Source organism: Amycolatopsis pithecellobii, assembly GCF_009707865.1.
Taxonomy (GTDB): domain Bacteria; phylum Actinomycetota; class Actinomycetes; order Mycobacteriales; family Pseudonocardiaceae; genus Amycolatopsis_E; species Amycolatopsis_E pithecellobii.
Map to the genome: position 1 here is coordinate 20,831 of NZ_WMBA01000035.1, position 17,908 is coordinate 38,738.

Sequence of the window (17,908 nt, forward strand, 5' to 3'; positions counted from 1 at the left end):
GGCTCCTGTTTCAGTCGGCACGGTCATTGGCCAGACGCGGGTGCCGCGGCCTGATCTGCCGTCTCTGCCGGACGTGGATGCCGCAACGCGGCCACCGCAGCGCGGGCGGCAGGTGTAAGAGGCAGCGCCGTCGCCAGCACAGCGGCCGCCGCGGACACGGCCCCGAGGATGTAGAACGAGGTGACCGCCCCGCCGTGCCTGGCCAGCAATGCGCCGAACACGAGCGGACCGACGATCGCGCCGACGCGACCGATGGCCAGCGCCCAACCGAGGCCGCTGCCGCGCGACGTGACCGGATACAGCGAGGCCGCGAGGGTGTTCAGCAGCATCTGGGCGCCGAGCGTGCCGACCCCGGCCAAGGCGATCAGCAGGAACGCCGCCCAGCCCGGAGGCCGCAGCGGCACCAGGACCAGCCCGACCGTCCCCACCGCGAACAGAACCGTGACCGAGGTCTTCGGACCGCGACGGTCGGCATGGCGAGCGCCGGCCAGCGCACCGATGCCGGCGCCGAGGTTGAGCACGAGCGAGAAGGTCAACGCTGCTCCCAGCGAATACCCGACCGCCTTCATCATCGCGGGCAACCAGGTCACGATGCCGAAGACCAGGAAGTAGCCGCAGATTTCGACGAGCCACAGCACGAACGTGGACACCAGGTAGTGCCGTGCGAAGGCGCCGCGCCACGAGCCGGCCGTGCCCGAAGCCGACTTCGCAGGCTCGTCACGCAGGCCGAGGACAATCCCGAACCTGTCGGCGATGGCGCGTGCGTCCGCGATCCGCCCCCGAGCGTTCAGCCAGGTCGGTGACTCGGGCAGGTAACGCAGCATCACGGGCAGCAGGAGCAGGGGCAGCGCCCCGATCCCGAACATGACCCGCCAGCCGGCCGACCGGATGAGCAGAATGCCAAGACCGGCGGCGACGATTCCGCCGATCAGATAACCGAAGAAGGCCAACGAGTAGGTTAGGGCTTGCTTGCCGGGCCTCGCGAACTCGACGATCAGGGCGATCGCCGACGGAAACAGCGCGCCGAGGCCGACGCCGCCGAGGGCGCGGGCGATCTCGAACTGACCGGCCCCCGGGACCAGGGCGCAGGCCACCATCGACACCGAGAACAGCACCATGCTGACAAGGATGATCGCCCGTCGGCCGACCCGGTCGGCCAGCGGTCCCGAGACCAGTGCGCCGACGCCCATTCCGGTCGTGGTAAGCGATGCGATACGGCCGATGTCCACGGAGGACAGTCCCCACCCGGGCTCGGCGAGCAGAGACGGCACGACGTTTCCGTAGACCACGAGGTCGTACCCGTCGAAAAAAATGAGGAGTCCACAAAGGACTATGATCAGCGAGCTAGCCGAGCGTGCACCGCGCGTCATTGCTACGGTCATCACGGCTCCTTCCAATCGGTGAAGGATTGCGGGCCCTTTGTGGGTCCGCGGGAAAGACGAACGACGTGGCTCATGCCCCGTCGTGGGAATCGGCCATCAGGTCGGCGAGGTCTTCGGGCGCGAGGAACGACGGTGGTGGCGGCGGGCCCCATGCGTACAGACTCTTCTCGCCGGCGACCACTGCGGGCTCCCATAGCTGGTCGTCGAGAATGCAGTCGATGTCGGAGTAGTACTCGGAGAAGTTGCCTGCCGGATCGCGCAGGTACCAAAAGAAGTTCGAGCCGATGTAGTGCCTGCCCAGGCCCCAGGTGTGCCGTTCCGGATGCCCTTCGAGCATGGCGGTCGCTCCCCTGCCGATCTCGTCGACGTCGTCGACCTCCCACGACGTGTGGTGCAGGAAGCTCACCGGAGCCTGTTGCACGAGGACGTTGTGGTGTTCGGTCGAGCACCGAAGGAAGGACGCGAGGCCGGGGGCCTCGTCGCTGACCTTGAAGCCCAGTCCCTGGGTGAAGAATCGTTGCGTCGCGGCCTGATCGACGGAGCCGAAGACGACGTGGCCGAGTTTGCGCGGCCGCACCCGATCCTGCCGCTCGATCGCCGGTGCCCGGCGGTTGGGGCGAACCAGGTTTCCCGGTGAGTTGACGGGCTCCGCGTGAGTCACTTCCTGTCGCAACCGCGGGGCCACCGAAACGGTCACCACCAGACCGGTCACCGGGTCGGCGGTCCGTAGGGTGTCGCGCTCGCGGCGGCAGGAGACCTCGAGACCGCCCAGCGAGGCGGCGATCCGGGCGAGGTCGTCCGCGTCATCGACGCCGATCCCCAGCGAGAGCAGCCGGCGTCGGGGATGGGGCCGGAGCCGCAACTGCTCGCCCCCGTCAGCGGTGGCGAATCTGTGCTCAGCGCCGCGGGCGGTCGGGCGAAGCCCGAACTCCGTGTAGTAGGCGGCAGTCTCCTCGACGTTCGGCACGCCGATGGTGACGTCCGTAAGGCTGTGCAGAGCCATCAGTCGTCCCTAAGGTTGATGTTGTTCGGGGTTGGTGCCCCGGATGCCCAGGGCGATGGGGTGTGGCTGATCAGTGGTTGCCGCACGGTGGCTCGAGGAGAATGGCCGCCCCGTCGTTCCGGACGCCCTGGCTGAATTAGATCTCATGCGGGCCGTCGCTGTTCAGGGACCTGTTGGCGGGGTTGTCCACGGGGTTGACCTGCGACAACAGGAGAACGAGCGGGACGGATCGACCGCTGGGGTGGGTCGGTATCGACGTCGGCAAGGCCACCCATCACGCGTGCGTGATGGACCCGGCCGGCACAGTGGTGTTCTCGCAGAAACTCGCCAACGACCAGGCCGCGATCGAGCAGCAGGTGGTCTATGTGCCCGGCCGGGTCGTCAACCGGATGACCGGGGTGTTCCGTGGTGAGGCGAAGTCCGACGCCAAAGACGCCCGGGTGATCGCCGAAACCGCCCGCATGCGCACCGACCTCACCCCGGTCACCGCCACCGACGACCTCGTCGTCGAGCTGACCCGGCTGACCGCGCACCGCGAGGACCTGATGGCCGACTGGGTGCGTGGGGTCAACCGGTTGCGCGAGATGTTGACCGGGATCTTCCCCGCGCTGGAACGCGCCTTCGACTACTCCACCCGCAGCGCTCTCATACTGGTCACCGGTTTCCAGACACCACAAGCGATCCGCGACGCCGGAAAGTCCGGTGTGGACACTTATCTGCCTGAACACGGCGCCTGGGCCAAGGGCATCCCACGCATGGCCGCCGACGCGCTGGCCACCGCTGGGGCTCAGACACTGCGACTGCCTGGCGAGCAGACCACCGCCGCGCTGATCGCCCGCCTGGCCCAGCAGCTGCTCGATCTGGACCGGCAGACCAAGGACACCGACAAGCTGATCACCAGCCGGTTCCGGGAACACCCGCAGGCCGAGATCATCGAGTCGCTGCCCGGTCTCGGACCGATCCTGGGGGCGGAATTCCTGGTGGCCACCGGCGGTGACCTCGCTGCTTTCGCCACCTCCGGTCGACTGGCCTCCTACGCCGGGCTGGCGCCCGTGCCGCAGGACTCCGGCCGGGTCACCGGCAACCTGCGCCGGCCGAAACGCTACAACCGCAGGCTGCTGCGCGACCGCCGGAAGTTCACACCGACCGCGCCACAACCCGCTACCGCAGCGGCTTGACACGATCATGCAGATTCTCCTTGCTGTGCCGCGACCAGCCGGTGGCGCATCTCGCCGATCCCTTCGATCCGGCTCACCAGCTCGTCCCCTGGGGTCAGAAACCGTTGTGGACTCCGGGCGATGAGTTCGGGAACCGGGAAGACGAGTTCCGCGGTGCGTCCTGTTTGGACGGTCTCGCCGTTGACGGTGCAGCCCAGTTCGAGGTCGTTCCGGTCCGGCAGTGCGTCAGGCGTCACCAGCCACGGGCCGGTGGGGCCGTCCCAGTCCACGGAGTCCCCGCTCAGGACGACCTCGCCGAACGGCCCCGTCAGCGACGTGGCGAACTTGGTGAAGACCGCCGGGGACTCCGGCAGGTCGAGGCTGGCCTCCGCCGCGTGATTCTTGTAGTTGAGGCCGACCGCGAAAAGTTGCGTGGGAGCGGGAGCGGGTGGGCGGAGATCGGCCTCGTTGTAGTTGGCGGCGCCAGCTGTCGGCGCATCCGTCGCCCAGCCGGCGAACTCGTCCCAGCGCGCGTAGATGGCCTGCGAGTCGGAACCGAAGCGCTTGTCGCTCGCCTCCTCGACGCCGACCGCTCGGGAACCAGTCAGCAGAACAAGACGGCCGGCGAGATCGGCTATTCGCATGAGGGGACCTTTCGAGTGGAGTGCCGTCGATCGAACATCCTCGGCGGCACCGACTACCTAAGAGCGAACTGACGAAACAATCTCAGACCAATATTCGCTAGTCAATACTAAAAAATTTTCTTTGCCGGAGAGTGTGCTATCGTCGGCCTATGGCGAAGCGAGGGGGCGGCGAAAGCCTTGGTGTGCTCGTGTACGAGCGGTTACGTTCAGCGATCCTGAACGGAAGTGAGCTTCTGCCTGGGCAGCGGCTCAAACCCGCCGAAATCGGGGCACGCTACGACGTAAGTGTGAGCGTCGTCAGGGAGGCGCTCGGCATCCTTGCTGCCAAGGGTCTGGTGCGTATCGACCGTAACCGCGGCTTTCATGTGGTGCCGTTGTCGCTGGATGTGCTCGAGCAGCTGACCGAAGCCCGGTTGGTGACCGAGGGAGGCGCGCTCCGGCTCTCGGTCGAGCGGGGCGATGTGGCCTGGGAGTCCGCGGTCCTGGCCGCTCATCACCGACTTGCCAGCGAGCCGATCTTCCACGACGGCGATCCGCCGGTGCGCAACGAGGACTGGGCTCGCGCGCATCTGGACTTCCACCGCACGCTGATCGAAGGGTGCGACAACGCGGTCCTGCTCGATCTGGCGCTGCGATTGTCTGACACAGCCGAGCTCTACCGCGCTTGGGCGGCGGCCGGCGGCCGCGAGACGGACCGCGACGTCGAAGGCGAACACCGGGCACTGCTCGACGCGGCGCTGGCCCACGACGCCGACAAGGCGGTCAAGCTCTTCGACGACCACATCACCCGCACATGCCAGATCCTGACTGATTACGCGTCCACATTCGGCCTTGCCGACCGCAAGGCCGAGGACTGAACTCGCGAGATCGCGCAGACTGCGGTTCCCGGCGCAGGTCACGGTGGTCGCGCCTGCCGTCTTCGGCTCCCCACCCCCATCGTGGGCACAGGAATGGAGTTTCAGATGAGTCTCGAGGGAAAGACCGCAGTGGTCACCGGAGCCGCCCGGGGTATCGGGTACGCCTACTGCCGCCGACTGGCGGCCGAGGGCGCGAACGTCGTGGCTGTCGACGTGATCGACGCGACCGGAAGTCTCGACGAGTTGCCGGGTGCGGCCGAGAAACTTGCCGTGTGCTGCGACGTCAGCCAACCCGACCAGGTCGCCGACGTGGAGAAAGCTGTGACCGCCCGGTTCGGCCGATGCGACATTCTGGTCAACAACGCCGCCGTGTTCCTGCGAGCCGCCCTGGCAGACCTCACGCTGTCCGACTGGCGGCGCATCCAGACGACCAACGTCGACTCGATGTTTCTGTTCGCCAAGGCATTCGCTCCTGGCATGCGAGCCGCGGGCTGGGGACGCATCGTCAACACCGGCTCGACGATGACCCTGTCCCAGGTGCGCGGCCAACTCGCTTACATGACAAGCAAAGGCGCAGTGCACACGCTCACCAGGGCGCTGGCCAACGAATTGGGGGACGACGGCGTGACCGTTAACGCGATCGCGCCGAGCGTGGTGCCGACCGAGGGGTTCTACGCCCGGCCGCCCGGCCCGGCGGGGCTCACCAACGACGAAGAAATGGACCTCATCGTGGCCACACAGACGATCAAACGCTGGTCGACGACCGAGGACCTGGCCAACGTGCTCGCTTTCCTGGTATCTGAGAACGCCAGCTTCATGACCGGCCAGATCCTGCACGTCGACGGTGGACGCGTGCGCAGCGGCGCGTAGCTGGCCCAGGCCACGGGCCGCCACCTGGTTCGCGGCGGCGGCCCGGCCTTGACACTGCGGGGGCGGTCGTAGAACCTCGGGAGACATCAGCGCATGTGGGTGTCGAACCAGGCCAGCATCCGCTCGGGGTGCCGCTGGAAGTAGGCGTAGCCATCCCAGCGCCGCGTGGTGCCCTCGATCCAGAAGAGTTCCTTCGCGGCGGGGATGTTGTCGTACATGGCCTGGATGTCGTCCGGCCGGGTGTACACGTCGTCACGGACCTGGTACAGGAAGGTTGGGACAGTAACGCTCTTGGCCCACGGCACGGGCGAGAACTCATCGATGTGGAAGCTGGTCCGCCGGTAGATCAGCTCGTCCAAGTCGGCCAGGTGGCCAACCGGGATCTCCAGCCGCTCCAGCGCCCGCTCGAGCGCGACCCCGCTGGACAGCGGCTGCGGGGCAACCATGCAACGGACGCCCTCGAAGCTGGCCGGGTCGCGCTGCATCGCGTACATCGTGGAGTTCGCGCCGACACAGCGGCTGAACAGACCGATGGTCAGAGCGGCGGTGTCGGGCCGGCTGCGAACGTACTTCAGCGAGCCGAGCACGTCGCGGTATTCGTAACGACCGACCGTGAAAATCCCGCCGTTGGCGCTACCGCTGTGACCGTGGTTGCGCAAGTCGTAGGCCAGCACGTGATAGCCAGCGTCGTGCAGAATCCTGTAGTCCGGCACGAAATTGATCTCGAAATCGTTGCCGGTCGCTCCGGCGAAGGACTTCCAGGGCTCGAGGTGCGAGGTTAGACCGGAACGGTTGAACCAGCGCGGATGGTTGCAGATGATCAGCTTGCCGGAGCCCTCCGCGGGGATGTACCAGGCTTCGAGCGGAACACCGTCCACGGAAGGGAAAGTAACGTCCTCGTAGGCCAGTCCCGCCTCGTCGGGACGGTGGTAGATCGGCGAACGCGGCTGAATGAACCCGTCCGCCAAGGTGGTGAGGGTCTTTTCGATCTGGTCGGGGGTCATCGGCCTGTTCTCCTGACGACGAAACGGATGCTCTGCACGCCAGATTGCCTCCGCAGAAGCATCGAGTCCAACGATGTTTTCCGATAAGTTCGTTCGGTACAGGCGAATGATGGGGAGGCGCTGTGGACCTGCGTCAGCTCGAACTGTTCGTTGCCGTAGCGGAAGAGGAACATGTCACCAACGGGGCGCGGCGGGCCCACGTGACGCAATCGACCGCATCGGCAGCGGTGCACCGCCTCGAAGAGGAACTCGGCGTAAAGCTGTTCCACCGGGTCGGCCGCCGGGTCGGGTTGACCTATGCTGGCAACCTGCTTCTCGAGCGAGCCCGCGTGATGCTCGGCGAGGCCCGCCAGACTCGCGAGCAGTTCGCGCTGCTGAAAGGCCCGCTGCGCGGCCACGTTCGACTCGCGGTGCCGGTCTCGTGCGGAGACTTCGACCTGCCCGCGGCGCTGGCAGCCTTCCGGGCAGAATCCCCGCAGGTCACAATAGGCATCACGCTGGCGATGGGCCCCGTCGACGGCCGCACTGATGTGCTGCTGCACGACGAGGTCGACCTCGCCGTGATCCCCGTCAGCGGCAGGGAACCGCCACAGATCCGAATCGATCATCTGTCCCGTATGCAGGCCACACTCGCCTGCCGAGACGACGACGAATTGGCACACCGGAAAGGGGTACGACTGGCCGACGTGGCCGACCGGCCGTTCGTGGATTTTCCGCGAGACTGGGGCAACCGCCGGACAATGGACCGACTGTTCGCCAAGGCGAGGGTGCGGCGCGAGGTCGCGATCGAAGTGGCCGACACGCGCAGCGCGCAATCCCTCATCGCGGCTGGCGTCGGCATCGGGTTCCTGCCGGCGGAATGTCTAGTCGAACGACCCCGGCTCGCACCGGTGGATTTGGTGGAAAAGCCGCCATCCTTCGACGTCGGCCTTGCCTCCCGAAGCGACCGGGCACTTTCCCAAACCGCCGCGGCCCTACGGGAAGTGCTCCGCTCGTTCGCGGAGGCCCCGCCCGGTGGAGACCAGTAAGGAATATGGTCGTAACCCCGGATTCGGCACGCCCGCATGGCCAGCCGCTCGTTCAAGGGCAAGCCCGAGGGCGTTCCGCAAAATCTTTCCACCACCGTGGCGTACGCAAACAGGTTCGCCACGGCCATGCCCGCGACCGTGATCACGGGCTGCAGCGAGTTCCTGGCCGCGTGCACGGCAAACATTCCCTAGGGCCTCAGGGGAACTGTTGTGGTACGTCGTGGTCTGGCGGTCAGTAGTTGTGGCTCCAGGGCAACGCGGCCGGCAAGTCGTTCTCGATGATGCTCAACGCGCCGATCAGGACGCGGCCTGGGCCGGGAACCGGGCGGTGCTGGATTACCTGTCCGAGCACGCCGGCTACTCCCGAGTGGGCCACCACGGCGGCGCCGCGGGCCGGTTCATCGACGCGCACGACCTGGTGGTCGCGAGCTTCTTTCAGCACGACTCGCGCAATCACGACCCGCAGCTGCACATGCACAACGCGATCCTCAACCGCGTCGAGGGCAGCGACGGGCTGTGGCGCACCCTGCACGGCCGCGCCCTGTACCTGCATCGCGGTGCTGCCGCCGCAGTCGGGGAGCGCACCACGCAGGAACACCTCGTCCGGGCCCTGGGGGTGCGGTTCGCGTCACACCCGGATGGCAAGGCCCGCGAGGTGGTGGGGATTTCGCCGCAGGTTATGAAGGCTGTTCACCCGCAAGGCGCCGAGCGATCACCCGCAAGACCGCGCCGCTGGTCGAGGCGTTCGAGGCGAAGTGCGGCCGCCAGCCGAATTCGCTGGAGCTGGACCGGTTGCAACGGCAGGCCACCTTCGCCACCCGCAAGGCCAGGACCCACGACGGTGAAACCGCCGAGGCCCGGCTCGAGCGCTGGGACCGGGAGCTGCGTGCGGAGGTCGCCGACGGACTCGCCGGCGTGGCCCGCGACGTTCCGGCCCTCTCGCACGAGCAGCCCGAAGCGCCCGAATGGTCACGGGAGGTAGTGCTGAACACGGCCTTGGCCGATGTACAGTCCACCAAAGCTGGGTGGACGGCGCCGGATCTCACCCGCGCAATCAGCGACGCCCTGCCCGACCACCTCGGCGACCTCGACGGCGCCCGGCTCACACAACTACTGGATGGCCTGACCGCCGAGAGCGTGAAGCTCGCGACCCCGCTAAAACACCGACCGGCCCGGGGTCGCTGGCGCAGGACAACAGCCGCTCACAGCTCCGCAACTTTGCGCGACGAGTTGGAGTTAAGGCGTAGGCGGGGTTGAGCACTTCTCCTCCCGCAGTGAACCCCCGATCAATGTCGCTGGTTCAGCCTTCCAAAAGGGCGAGAGCGGAGGCATGGACAAATGACCGAGGACGTTGTGGATGAGACCGATGCGGTTGTCCGCGCGATCCGGGCCGTCAACATCGGTCTGCCGGCGTCGATGGTCGAAATTGCGACGGAAACGGCGGTCGAGCGCCAGAACGAACTTGGGGGAAATCCTGATTAGTCTCGGCGCGCTTCTCAAAAGCACGCCACCCAAGTAGGGCGAAAGCCTCGGCTTGTCACGCCTGCTCACACAGCAGGCGTCCAGGACCCCGTGTCGGGTGCGGCGCCGATCGACAGTCCGAGCGAGGCGGCGTCGAGGTGAGTGGGGGTCCACTGCGTTCGCGCCAGGGGCCATTCGTGTTCGTGTCGCTGCTCCGTGTCGTTGGTGAACGGCCGGCGCAGGCGAAGCAGGACTGGGGGTTCGCGGTCGATGCCGTTGTCCTCGCCTTTGAGGTAGTGGTCGAGGAATCGCTTCGGGGTTTCGATGCCTTCTTTCAGGTAGAACCATTCCTCGTGGCGATCCGGGTGGATCTCGAGGTGCTTGGGGCGAGGCGGCGTTCATGAACGCCTCGAAGTTGCCACGCTGGTGCAGCCCGAAGCCGGCCAGGCTCGCGGCGGACAGGAACGGTACGACGACCTTCGATCAGTCACCGACCGCTCCCGGTGATACGGCCCGTCCAAGGGCCGGGCAAGGATCTCCTCGACCGGTTCGCTGCGCGACGCGGCGCATTGCGCAGCATCCAGGACATCAGGCCCGGTCGCGAGCCCGTCCAACCATGGGTCGGGTGGAGGCGTCTGCGTTGCCGTGCCGGACCGACGCCACCCGCCGGTTGAACCATTCGGTGAAGACGTTGCTGGCGATACCGCCATGACGGGAAACGTCACGGTAGTAGTCCCCGGCCCCTTCCCACGGGATGATGGCCGCGAGGTGAGGCGGCTGCAGGACGGCTACCTGCCATTGGGTGATGGCGTAGTAGGAGATGTCGTTGAGGCCGGCCTTGGCGGTGCTCCATGACCGGGTGCCGGCCCACTCGATAGCCTCGGCGAAGTCGGCGATCTCGCCTGGGGAGAACACGTCCCGGCGGCCAGGTGAGCGGCCTGCGCCGCGCGAGTCCACGCGGATCACCGCGTACCCCCAAGGGCACCCAGAGTTCGGGGTCGACCGTCTCCCACGTCAAGTAGGAGCGGGTGGAGCTGGCGAGCAGGTCGGGGTAGGTCTGTTCGAGCCATTCCCACTGCGTTCGGTACGCTTCCTGGAACGGCACGCCCTTGCCGTAGGGGCCTTGGGTCATGACTACCGGTACCGGTGCAGCATCCGAGACGGCCGGCCGGAACATCGCGGTTATGCTGACTGTGTGGCTCACATCGAAGTCAGGCCGAAGGCAGCCGGGCTTGCCGCGCAGGTCAGGCGCATCGCGGCTGGAGAGCGGCGGGACAAAGCGGGTCCACTGGCCGATCTTATACTTCGTCGCGCCGACGTCCAGCATGTGACCCTTGCCGCTGTCGATACGCGTGCGAGTGAAGGTCGCGTGCTCGCCGTCACCGGCATGGACCTCATCCGAGTCGGAGCCGTCGCATTTACGCAACAGTCGACCCGCCTTGAGGCCGTTGCCGCCGGACGGATTTGGGCCTCGAGCGACCTTGGCCACGAGCCAGACTTCGACCGGCTTCTTGACAGGATATCCATGGTCGCGGGCCACCGCGCCGGATGTGCCGTGCCGATCGCCGTTGAGGGCAAGACGTGCGGCGCCGTGCTGCTGTCCTCCTCCGATTACCGCACGTCCTGGGATGCCGTCGCCCGCGTCATCACAGCAGCCGCGCCCACCATCGCTACAACGCTGGGGCTCGGTCCGGCTCCCACCCTGCGCGTGCTCGTACTGCATCAGGACATGCTCGCCGCCGAAGGCCTGGCCCGCATACTCGAGCAAGGCCTCGACGCCGAAGTCCGGCTGGTTCACGGCCCGTACGCGCCGGAGTTGCCCGAATCCTTGAACTGGGCTGACGTCGTCGTGACCGACCGCGAATCCCCGATCGTCACTAGCTCCGCCGTGGTCATCGCTCGGCACTGGTCCAAGAAACGAATCCTGGCGGCCATCGCACAAGCGAACACGAAGCCAGTGGGTAGCGCATCGGCTCCGGGCGTGGCGGCCTTGACGCCACGTGAACTCGACTTGGTGCGCGAACTGGACTCGGGGTTGTCGTACCACGAAATCGCCGATCAGCTCGGACTGACAACCGAGACGGTGCGGACCTACTCCAAGTCCCTCTATGCCAAGTTGGACGCGCACTCGCGCGGCCAAGCCGTCGTCCAAGCACGTCGCCAGGGACTGCTGTAAAGACCCCCACAAATGTGGCTGTCGGCCACCGCGGGTAAGGCCCATTCTGGAGCGATATCGCATCAGCGCGAAGATCGACTCAAAGGGGTGTCGTTCGTCTTGCCAGTCTCCAACCATCAGATCGAAAACCCGGTCATCACGTTCGATGACCGGGCTCTCGATGTGGGTTGCGCTCCCACACGCGCCAGGTACCGCGCCGCCGACACGCTGACCGACCGTCCTCGCGGCCGGCCCGCTCGCCAACGCCACGGCATCGACACCGAGAGCAACGTGAAGGCCGCGGGCTCTGGGGACGCCTGCGCCTCCGGCGCTCAGCTACAGCCCGCATCGTCATCCGACAAGCGGGTGCGCCGGGAGCTACGCGCAGTTGACAGCGTCGCGACGGCAACCCGGACTTTCATCGACCTTCGTTGATCGAAGCCATCAGCAGCCCTGCGGGTCCTGCGACGGGTGTTGTGTCCGGAGGCTGCAGCTCTCGAACGACCATGAAAGGCAGCAGAGTGAAACTCGTAAGTTACGGCAAACCAGGCGCCTACCGCGCCGGCATCTGGCTCGACAACGGCATCGCCGACCTGGAGCAGGGAATGCGACTGGCCAACCTCGAGGATCCCGTGTCCGATCTACGGCTCCTTCTGAGCCAGCAGAACTGGCGCGACAAGCTGGAGCGCGTGGCGAAAGCGGTCGACAGCATGGAGCTTCTCGACCCCACCTCCACCCGTCTCGGCGCCCCAATACCCCAACCGGGAAATGTCCTGCTTGCCGGCGCCAACACTTATTCGCACCTGCGAGAGGCCGAACCGCTCGTCGGCAAAATCAATCCGCCCAACCGGCCCATGCTTATCGGCAGATCCACCTCATCCGTATGCGGGCCACACGACGACATCGTTTTGCCCCCAGAGACCAAGAAGCTCGATTATGAGGTCGAGATTGCCGCCATCATCGGCAAACCGTGCCGGCGCATCACAGAAGACCAGGCGAACAATCATATTGCCGGTTTCTGCGTCGCCAACGACCTGTCGGCGCGCGACATACAGATCGCCGAGCACGAGGAAGTGCCACTCTTCAAATTGACCCATTATTTGGGAAAGAGCTTCGACACATTCTGTCCAATGGGTCCCGCGCTCGTTACCGGCGATGAGATCGATTGGGCGCAGCCGCTGCGAATGTGCACGACCGTCAACGACGGCGTTCGCCAAGACAGCGACACCTCCGACCTCATCTACAGCATCAGCATCCTGGTGTCCTATGCCAGCAGCATCATGACACTCAACCCAGGCGACGTGCTGTTGACCGGATCACCCGCGGGCGTCGCCAATTTCATGGAGCCACCGCAATTTCTCCAGGACGGCGACCTGGTCCGCTGCCAGATCGAGCAGATCGGGGCAATCGAGAACCGGGTTCGGCGGGAGATCATCTGACACCACGCCTGAAGGACGGTGACCGCCGACGGGAACCGCAGCTCAGATCGCCCTGCGTCTTTCCGTTTCGTTCCTCCATCCTGAAACAACCTCATATGGTCGCTCAATGAGCGGCTGCAAGACAGCGACAAGAGCAGAACAACTAGGAGGCCGAATTCCATGGCCAGTGATCAGCCGCACCCTCAAGGCGACCGCGGCACAGTGAGGTTCAACAGCATCGAATGGCCCAATAATGCGCGCGTTGCGGTTGTCTTGTCTTTCGCGCTCGAACTATGGGAGGGCGGGTCAGTCGAGACCGGTTATCACGACGGTGCCCCTGTCGAGATTTCGCAGGAGTTGCTCTCGCATGGCTATCGCGATCCCGGCGCCGCTTCATGGCAGGACTACGGCCCGCGTCGCGGCATGCCACGACTGCTCGAGATCGCCAACAGAAACAACATTCCGGTAACGGCCGTTGTGTCCGGACTGGCGGCGCACAAGTGGCCGGACCTGATGAAAGCAGTACATGCCGGCGGCCATGAGCTGTGTGCACACTCCTACGCCCAAGAGGTTCGCGCTTGGAAGCTCGATCAAGCCGGAGAACGAGACAATATCCGTCGGTGCTCCGAAGCCATCGAAGCTGCTACAGGCATCGCTCCCGTGGGCTGGATCAGCCCCAGTGCGCAGCCGAGCGTCCACACGCCTGACCTGCTCAAAGAGCAAGGTTACCAGTGGCACGGAGACTATTTGGACGATGACAGTCCCTATTTCGTCGAGACCAAGTCCGGCCCACTGGTTGCCATCCCCTATCAACTCGATCTGAACGACATCAAGGTCTACATCGGTGGCAAGCACCACCCGAGCGTTTATGTCGACTGGTTCAAGAGCAAATTTGATGCCATCTACCGAGAGAGTGCGAAGTCCGGCGGCATGGTCGGCGCCACCGCGCACGCAGCCATCTACGGTCGCCCGTTCGGTTCCTGGGCCGTCGAAGAATGCATCCAATACGCCCAAAAATACGACGACGTCTGGTTCGCCTCACGAAGGCAAATCGCTGAGTGGATCGTGGAACGCTACGGATAGAAGGGGAACGAATAGATATGCATGACGTCATAGTAGTTGGAGCAGGCTCGGCCGGTTCGGTACTTGCAATGCGTTTGTCGGAAGACCCGAACTGTCGTGTCCTCGTCATTGAGGCCGGCGACGTTCCGACAAGCGAAGATCTATTCCCGACGGCGGCGCGGTTCTCGGCCAATCGCGAGGCGACTACGGTCCCGAACCATCCAAACACCTGGTCATACGAACTGAGCATCACGTCGGACCGGCGCTGGAAGACGCCGCGCGGCAAGATCCTCGGCGGGTCGTCAGCGATCAACGGCAGCTACTTTGTCCGTGGGGTACCAGCGGATTTCGATGAATGGGCCGCATTGGGCCTCGACGGCTGGTCCTACGAAGATGTGTTGCCGTCGTTCCGCGCAATCGAGACCGATCAAGACTTCGACACTCACGCACATGGGACAGCAGGGCCCATCGAAGTACGCCGCGCCGCCAACGAGTTGCTCTCACCGCTGTCTGTCGGGTTCCTGGAAGCATGTGAGCGATCAGGATTCCCAGTGGAACCCGACAAGAATGCTGGATCGGCACCGGGGGCAGGTCTGCTTCCCGGAAATGTCACCCTAGAGGGGTTCCGCTCCCAACCAGGCGTGCGCTGCATCGTGCCACACCTGGGAAGATCCAACCTGACAGTCATGGGCAACACGCAGGTCCAGCGCATTCTCTTTGATGGACAGCGTGCTGTTGGCGTCGAAGCCGTCGGCCCTGCCGGCGACCGAACAAATTTCATGGCCGACGAAGTCGTCCTGTCCGCAGGCCCGTTCAATTCCCCGCACCTGCTGATGGTGTCCGGCGTCGGGCCAGCCGACATGCTGCGGCGAGCCGGCATTGAGATAGTTCAAGATATGCCTGGCGTTGGGCGTGATTGGTTCGACGATCCGTGCATCTGGGTGCCATACCGGCCCACCCCTGAACTGGCCATTCACCGCCAGGAGATGTTCGCACCACAAGCCGCGCTGAATTTCGACTCCGGAAATGCGCCGGCGGGTGACCTCGAAGTGATCCTCTTCGCGCAACCCATGGGCGCTCTCGGGCACGCGATGTGCGTTATTCTTCATCGCGAAGACAGTCGAGGATCGATGGAAATCGTTTCGCCCGATCCCGGAGTGCCGCTACGTCTCGCTTACAACTTTGGATCTGCCGGGCGCGATATCGAGCGACTTGCATCGGCCGTCGCAACCTGTCTGGACATCATGCACCAGTCGCCTTTCCACGACCAGATTGAAGAGATCGCGCCTCACATATCACAGTTTTACAAGGATGACACCGGACTCACAACCTGGGTACGGGACGTTTTCGGCGCGACGGCCCACACGGCCGGGTCCCTGTCGATGGGCAAGTCAACTTCGGAGTCTACGGTCGTCGACCGGAATCTTCGCGTTCATGGACTCGAGAATCTGCGGGTTGCGGACGCGTCTGTATTCCCAACACCTCTGCACCGGGGGCCATTCGCCACGACAATGATGATTGGCCAAAAAGCAGCCGGTCTCATATGTGATGGCGACGAGAAGTCGTCCCGACAATCCGCGGAAGGCTACCTTCTAGCCAGTAATGGGGGTGTGGCCGACGGGAGGTGACACTACTGGGTGGTCGATTATGTAGATCTGAGGCACGTCACGCGACGAGGAGCGCATCGCACATGAGCAAGTACATGCAGCTATGTAAAGACTGGCACGAACATCTTCAGGCAACTATCGAGAAGACAACCAACCCGCATCATCAAGCAATCTTGCGCAATTTACAGCACCATGCAGCGCTAGAGCAGCTTGGCCACAATGAGGAGCTTTTCAGTGGGCGATTCATTGTCGAGCGCCCCACCTATCACTTCAGAGGCCTCGGCTTCGACGCCCTCACGACCATGCAAGGTGACGAGGTGCGGCGCTTTTATGAACACACCATAAGCGCGGGCGTCATCGCCTTCGCGTGCGCCTACGGACCACCGCAGTGCACCTTCTTGGTCGCCGACTGGGGTCTGATGGCATTCTTTCGGGCTGCCTTCATCATGGACGGCGCACATTTCCTGGCTCAGGGGTTTGAAGTAGACGACCCTGCTGCGCGTTATATCGCGATGACGCCGGTCGCGAACCGATGGTGGTACACGCCGGAAGCGCTGCTCATCGGCGAGGATGTCTACGCCATCGACGAGATGGTGGTTACGAAGCTGTCCCCGGAGGAGGACATCACGATGGAGGAGTTTCGCGACGCGATAAGTCCATACCTGCCGGCTTAGGGAAGAGCGCAGTCGTTCGGCGTCCCGTGATGCCACGCCGAACGTCGCGCGGCGGGCAAGCGCAACTCCGTCTCATTCACCGCTCGACCGGCCGAGCGGCGTTCACAGCCGACATACTCGTTCAGGCTCATCGAGATGGTGCGAGATCTCGCGTCGAACAAACTTGCCGCCCGCCCGGCGACGCCGAGCGCGAGGAGGCGTTTCCTCGCGAGGTGCCGGCCGAACTTGGCAGCTACGGGCTGCTGAGCCTGCCCTATTCCCGGGGAGTACGGAGGCGGCGGCCAGGAATACGAGGTCTATCTGCAGGTGCTCGAGGAGATCGGAACCACGTGGGCCAGCGTGGGTGTGGGCGTGTGAGTTCACGTCGTGGACGGCGGCCGGACTAGCTGCTCCACCTCCACCACCCTCGGCGACCACTGATGCTCGAACCGCCCGGCCTCGTGCTTTCGCGCGGGCCCGAACGCACGATGACCGTCGAGCAGGCCAACCCGTTCATGGTCGGCGTCCAGGCGAACCTGGTCCTGGTCATCCTCGGCGTCGTCGGCGTCACCCTCGACCTCAGCTGTGGCAGGCGACCCTGGCCGCGCTGATCGGCAGCGGCTCTACGCCTACATCGCCTACGCCTGCCTTGGCGCTCACGCGAGATCCCTCCCCCGCCCGTTCTTGGCACCTGGCGGCGGCCGGAGCGGAAGTCGTCGAGGTGGCGAACCTGCAGGACGCGCTGACGGCACGTCTGGGTTTCACTCAGGAGAGTTTCGCGATTCGGCTTGGAGCGGAGTTGTCCGCGGTTGGCCGCAGGGAACGTGGTGAGTTGAGACCGCAGACTTGACACCATCAGGATAACTCTGAGGTGAGCAGCCGCAGGCCCTGTTCGAAGAGTTCGGTCAGATCCATTCCTGTCAGGTGATCTTGGGCTTGGGCAAGATGCGGATAGTCGCCCTTCCGGATCGCCTGGCGCAGGTTGTCGATGTCGGCGGGTAGTTCAGGGCCAGACTGGATCGCCGCCTGTTCCTCGAGGACATGGCCGGTCGCGAAGTGCAGGATCAAGAGCGCGGACTTCATCGCCGCCGGGGCGTCAAGTCCGGCCTCACGTAAGGCGCCGTTGAGAGCGTCGGCGAAGCCCAGGGTGTTCGGTCCGGTGGCGTGCGTCCCCGCGTATACCCGCGCTCCGTCGCGATAAGACAAGAGCGCTGTGCGCAGGCTTTTCGCGAGGGCCCATACCCGTTCACGCGGCTGGGGGACTCCTTCAGCCGCGTCACGGCAGCCGTTCAACATCGCCTCGGCCATGGCGGTCAGCAATGCCCGCTTGGTCGGGAAGTAGCCGTAGAGCGTGCCCACTTGGACGCCGACCGCGGTGGCCAGTTTCCGCATCGTGAGCGCGTCAAGGCCCGCTTCGTCGAGCAGCCGGAGTGCGGCTGCGGTGACGTTGGCTCGGTCGGCGGCCGGTGGTCGCCCTCGTGTGCGGGGCTGGTGCGCGGTCATGTCCCGATAGAGCCTAGCAACGCGTTTGACAGCTTCACGCTTCGCCAGGATACTGGCCGAGGTATTAAATGAACGTTGTTCGTAAATTAAAATCAAGGAGACGA

The 17,908-nt window shown here is 64.9% G+C and carries 21 protein-coding genes and 1 pseudogene; 16 read left to right on the top strand and 6 right to left on the bottom strand.

From position 1 onward, the window contains the following. Positions 1-23: 23 nt before the first annotated feature. Together GKO32_RS21325 and GKO32_RS21330 are read right to left on the bottom strand one after the other, a co-directional pair. Positions 24-1,382, bottom strand: coding sequence for an MFS transporter (locus GKO32_RS21325; protein ID WP_154758659.1), 1,359 nt, complete (start codon positions 1,380-1,382; stop codon positions 24-26). A 70-nt stretch (positions 1,383-1,452) separates the two neighbouring features. After that, a complete protein-coding gene (locus GKO32_RS21330) occupies positions 1,453-2,385 on the bottom strand; it encodes a VOC family protein (protein WP_154758660.1) in 933 nt (310 codons plus the stop codon). A gap of 236 nt (positions 2,386-2,621) precedes the next feature. Here GKO32_RS21330 and GKO32_RS21335 point away from each other — a divergent pair, with 236 nt between their 5' ends. Continuing rightward, a complete protein-coding gene (locus GKO32_RS21335) occupies positions 2,622-3,563 on the top strand; it encodes an IS110 family RNA-guided transposase (RefSeq protein WP_246244296.1) in 942 nt (313 codons plus the stop codon). A 5-nt stretch (positions 3,564-3,568) separates the two neighbouring features. Here the strand turns inward: GKO32_RS21335 and GKO32_RS21340 are convergent, their stop codons facing one another. After that, on the bottom strand, positions 3,569-4,186 hold the full coding sequence (locus tag GKO32_RS21340) for a fumarylacetoacetate hydrolase family protein (protein WP_154758662.1): 618 nt from the start codon (positions 4,184-4,186) through the stop codon (positions 3,569-3,571). A 149-nt stretch (positions 4,187-4,335) separates the two neighbouring features. Here GKO32_RS21340 and GKO32_RS21345 point away from each other — a divergent pair, with 149 nt between their 5' ends. Both GKO32_RS21345 and GKO32_RS21350 read left to right on the top strand, forming a co-directional pair. Beyond that, complete coding sequence (locus GKO32_RS21345) at positions 4,336-5,043, top strand: GntR family transcriptional regulator (protein ID WP_154758663.1); 708 nt, start codon at positions 4,336-4,338, stop codon at positions 5,041-5,043. 105 nt (positions 5,044-5,148) lie between these two features. Then, entirely contained in the window at positions 5,149-5,913 is a 765-nt protein-coding gene (locus tag GKO32_RS21350; protein ID WP_166459673.1) for an SDR family NAD(P)-dependent oxidoreductase, read from the top strand. A gap of 86 nt (positions 5,914-5,999) precedes the next feature. On the opposite strand, the gene GKO32_RS21355 is transcribed toward GKO32_RS21350, so the two are convergent. Then, positions 6,000-6,881: an alpha/beta hydrolase gene (locus tag GKO32_RS21355; protein ID WP_208024484.1), complete on the bottom strand. Its 882-nt coding sequence runs from the start codon at positions 6,879-6,881 to the stop codon at positions 6,000-6,002. Between the two features lie 158 nt (positions 6,882-7,039). Here GKO32_RS21355 and GKO32_RS21360 point away from each other — a divergent pair, with 158 nt between their 5' ends. The 5 genes and pseudogenes from GKO32_RS21360 to GKO32_RS38460 all read left to right on the top strand — a co-directional run bounded on the left by GKO32_RS21360 (position 7,040) and on the right by GKO32_RS38460 (position 9,810). Beyond that, complete coding sequence (locus tag GKO32_RS21360; protein ID WP_154758666.1) at positions 7,040-7,945, top strand: LysR family transcriptional regulator; 906 nt, start codon at positions 7,040-7,042, stop codon at positions 7,943-7,945. Between the two features lie 328 nt (positions 7,946-8,273). Next, positions 8,274-8,576, top strand: a pseudogene (locus tag GKO32_RS40570) (relaxase domain-containing protein); the annotation flags it as partial. Positions 8,577-8,737: 161 nt separating this feature from the next. Next, complete coding sequence (locus tag GKO32_RS39230) at positions 8,738-9,202, top strand: hypothetical protein (RefSeq protein ID WP_246244282.1); 465 nt, start codon at positions 8,738-8,740, stop codon at positions 9,200-9,202. Between the two features lie 81 nt (positions 9,203-9,283). Next, positions 9,284-9,427 (top strand): hypothetical protein, encoded by a 144-nt coding sequence (locus tag GKO32_RS21370; protein WP_154758667.1) that lies wholly within the window; start codon positions 9,284-9,286, stop codon positions 9,425-9,427. 176 nt (positions 9,428-9,603) lie between these two features. Beyond that, complete coding sequence (locus tag GKO32_RS38460; RefSeq protein WP_208024485.1) at positions 9,604-9,810, top strand: hypothetical protein; 207 nt, start codon at positions 9,604-9,606, stop codon at positions 9,808-9,810. 184 nt (positions 9,811-9,994) lie between these two features. Here the strand turns inward: GKO32_RS38460 and GKO32_RS38465 are convergent, their stop codons facing one another. Further along, positions 9,995-10,372, bottom strand: a complete 378-nt coding sequence (locus GKO32_RS38465; RefSeq protein ID WP_312868281.1) for a CocE/NonD family hydrolase — start codon at positions 10,370-10,372, stop codon at positions 9,995-9,997. Positions 10,373-10,601: 229 nt separating this feature from the next. On the opposite strand from GKO32_RS38465, the gene GKO32_RS40210 reads away from it, so the two are divergent. The 8 genes from GKO32_RS40210 to GKO32_RS21410 all read left to right on the top strand — a co-directional run bounded on the left by GKO32_RS40210 (position 10,602) and on the right by GKO32_RS21410 (position 16,912). Next, positions 10,602-11,582 (top strand): response regulator transcription factor, encoded by a 981-nt coding sequence (locus GKO32_RS40210; protein ID WP_208024486.1) that lies wholly within the window; start codon positions 10,602-10,604, stop codon positions 11,580-11,582. Between the two features lie 87 nt (positions 11,583-11,669). Next, entirely contained in the window at positions 11,670-11,996 is a 327-nt protein-coding gene (locus tag GKO32_RS21385) for a hypothetical protein (protein ID WP_154758669.1), read from the top strand. A gap of 86 nt (positions 11,997-12,082) precedes the next feature. Then, the gene (locus GKO32_RS21390; RefSeq protein WP_166459676.1) at positions 12,083-13,000 is read left to right on the top strand and encodes a fumarylacetoacetate hydrolase family protein; all 918 of its coding nucleotides are present in this window, start codon (positions 12,083-12,085) and stop codon (positions 12,998-13,000) included. 159 nt (positions 13,001-13,159) lie between these two features. Beyond that, a complete protein-coding gene (locus GKO32_RS21395; RefSeq protein ID WP_154758671.1) occupies positions 13,160-14,062 on the top strand; it encodes a polysaccharide deacetylase family protein in 903 nt (300 codons plus the stop codon). Positions 14,063-14,079: 17 nt separating this feature from the next. After that, complete coding sequence (gene mftG, locus GKO32_RS21400; RefSeq protein WP_154758672.1) at positions 14,080-15,669, top strand: mycofactocin dehydrogenase MftG; 1,590 nt, start codon at positions 14,080-14,082, stop codon at positions 15,667-15,669. Positions 15,670-15,731: 62 nt separating this feature from the next. Next, positions 15,732-16,322: a hypothetical protein gene (locus GKO32_RS21405; protein WP_154758673.1), complete on the top strand. Its 591-nt coding sequence runs from the start codon at positions 15,732-15,734 to the stop codon at positions 16,320-16,322. Positions 16,323-16,577: 255 nt separating this feature from the next. After that, on the top strand, positions 16,578-16,679 hold the full coding sequence (locus tag GKO32_RS40575; RefSeq protein WP_376765986.1) for a hypothetical protein: 102 nt from the start codon (positions 16,578-16,580) through the stop codon (positions 16,677-16,679). Between the two features lie 62 nt (positions 16,680-16,741). Next, complete coding sequence (locus tag GKO32_RS21410) at positions 16,742-16,912, top strand: hypothetical protein (protein WP_154758674.1); 171 nt, start codon at positions 16,742-16,744, stop codon at positions 16,910-16,912. Between the two features lie 244 nt (positions 16,913-17,156). Here GKO32_RS21410 and GKO32_RS21415 read toward each other — a convergent pair whose 3' ends face one another. Further along, entirely contained in the window at positions 17,157-17,900 is a 744-nt protein-coding gene (locus tag GKO32_RS21415) for a TetR/AcrR family transcriptional regulator C-terminal domain-containing protein (protein ID WP_246244287.1), read from the bottom strand. Between the last annotated feature and the right edge of the window lie 8 nt (positions 17,901-17,908).

Excerpts from the sequence above, each read along its gene's own strand:
- GKO32_RS21345 (WP_154758663.1), top strand. The coding sequence starts at position 4,336 with ATGGCGAAGCGAGGGGGCGGCGAAAGCCTTGGTGTGCTCGTGTACGAG.
- GKO32_RS21330 (WP_154758660.1), bottom strand. The coding sequence starts at position 2,385 with ATGGCTCTGCACAGCCTTACGGACGTCACCATCGGCGTGCCGAACGTC.
- GKO32_RS21340 (WP_154758662.1), bottom strand. The coding sequence starts at position 4,186 with ATGCGAATAGCCGATCTCGCCGGCCGTCTTGTTCTGCTGACTGGTTCC.
- mftG (WP_154758672.1), top strand. The coding sequence starts at position 14,080 with ATGCATGACGTCATAGTAGTTGGAGCAGGCTCGGCCGGTTCGGTACTT.
- GKO32_RS21410 (WP_154758674.1), top strand. The coding sequence starts at position 16,742 with ATGCTCGAACCGCCCGGCCTCGTGCTTTCGCGCGGGCCCGAACGCACG.
- GKO32_RS21350 (WP_166459673.1), top strand. The coding sequence starts at position 5,149 with ATGAGTCTCGAGGGAAAGACCGCAGTGGTCACCGGAGCCGCCCGGGGT.
- GKO32_RS21370 (WP_154758667.1), top strand. The coding sequence starts at position 9,284 with ATGACCGAGGACGTTGTGGATGAGACCGATGCGGTTGTCCGCGCGATC.
- GKO32_RS21325 (WP_154758659.1), bottom strand. The coding sequence starts at position 1,382 with ATGACCGTAGCAATGACGCGCGGTGCACGCTCGGCTAGCTCGCTGATC.
- GKO32_RS21395 (WP_154758671.1), top strand. The coding sequence starts at position 13,160 with ATGGCCAGTGATCAGCCGCACCCTCAAGGCGACCGCGGCACAGTGAGG.
- GKO32_RS21405 (WP_154758673.1), top strand. The coding sequence starts at position 15,732 with ATGAGCAAGTACATGCAGCTATGTAAAGACTGGCACGAACATCTTCAG.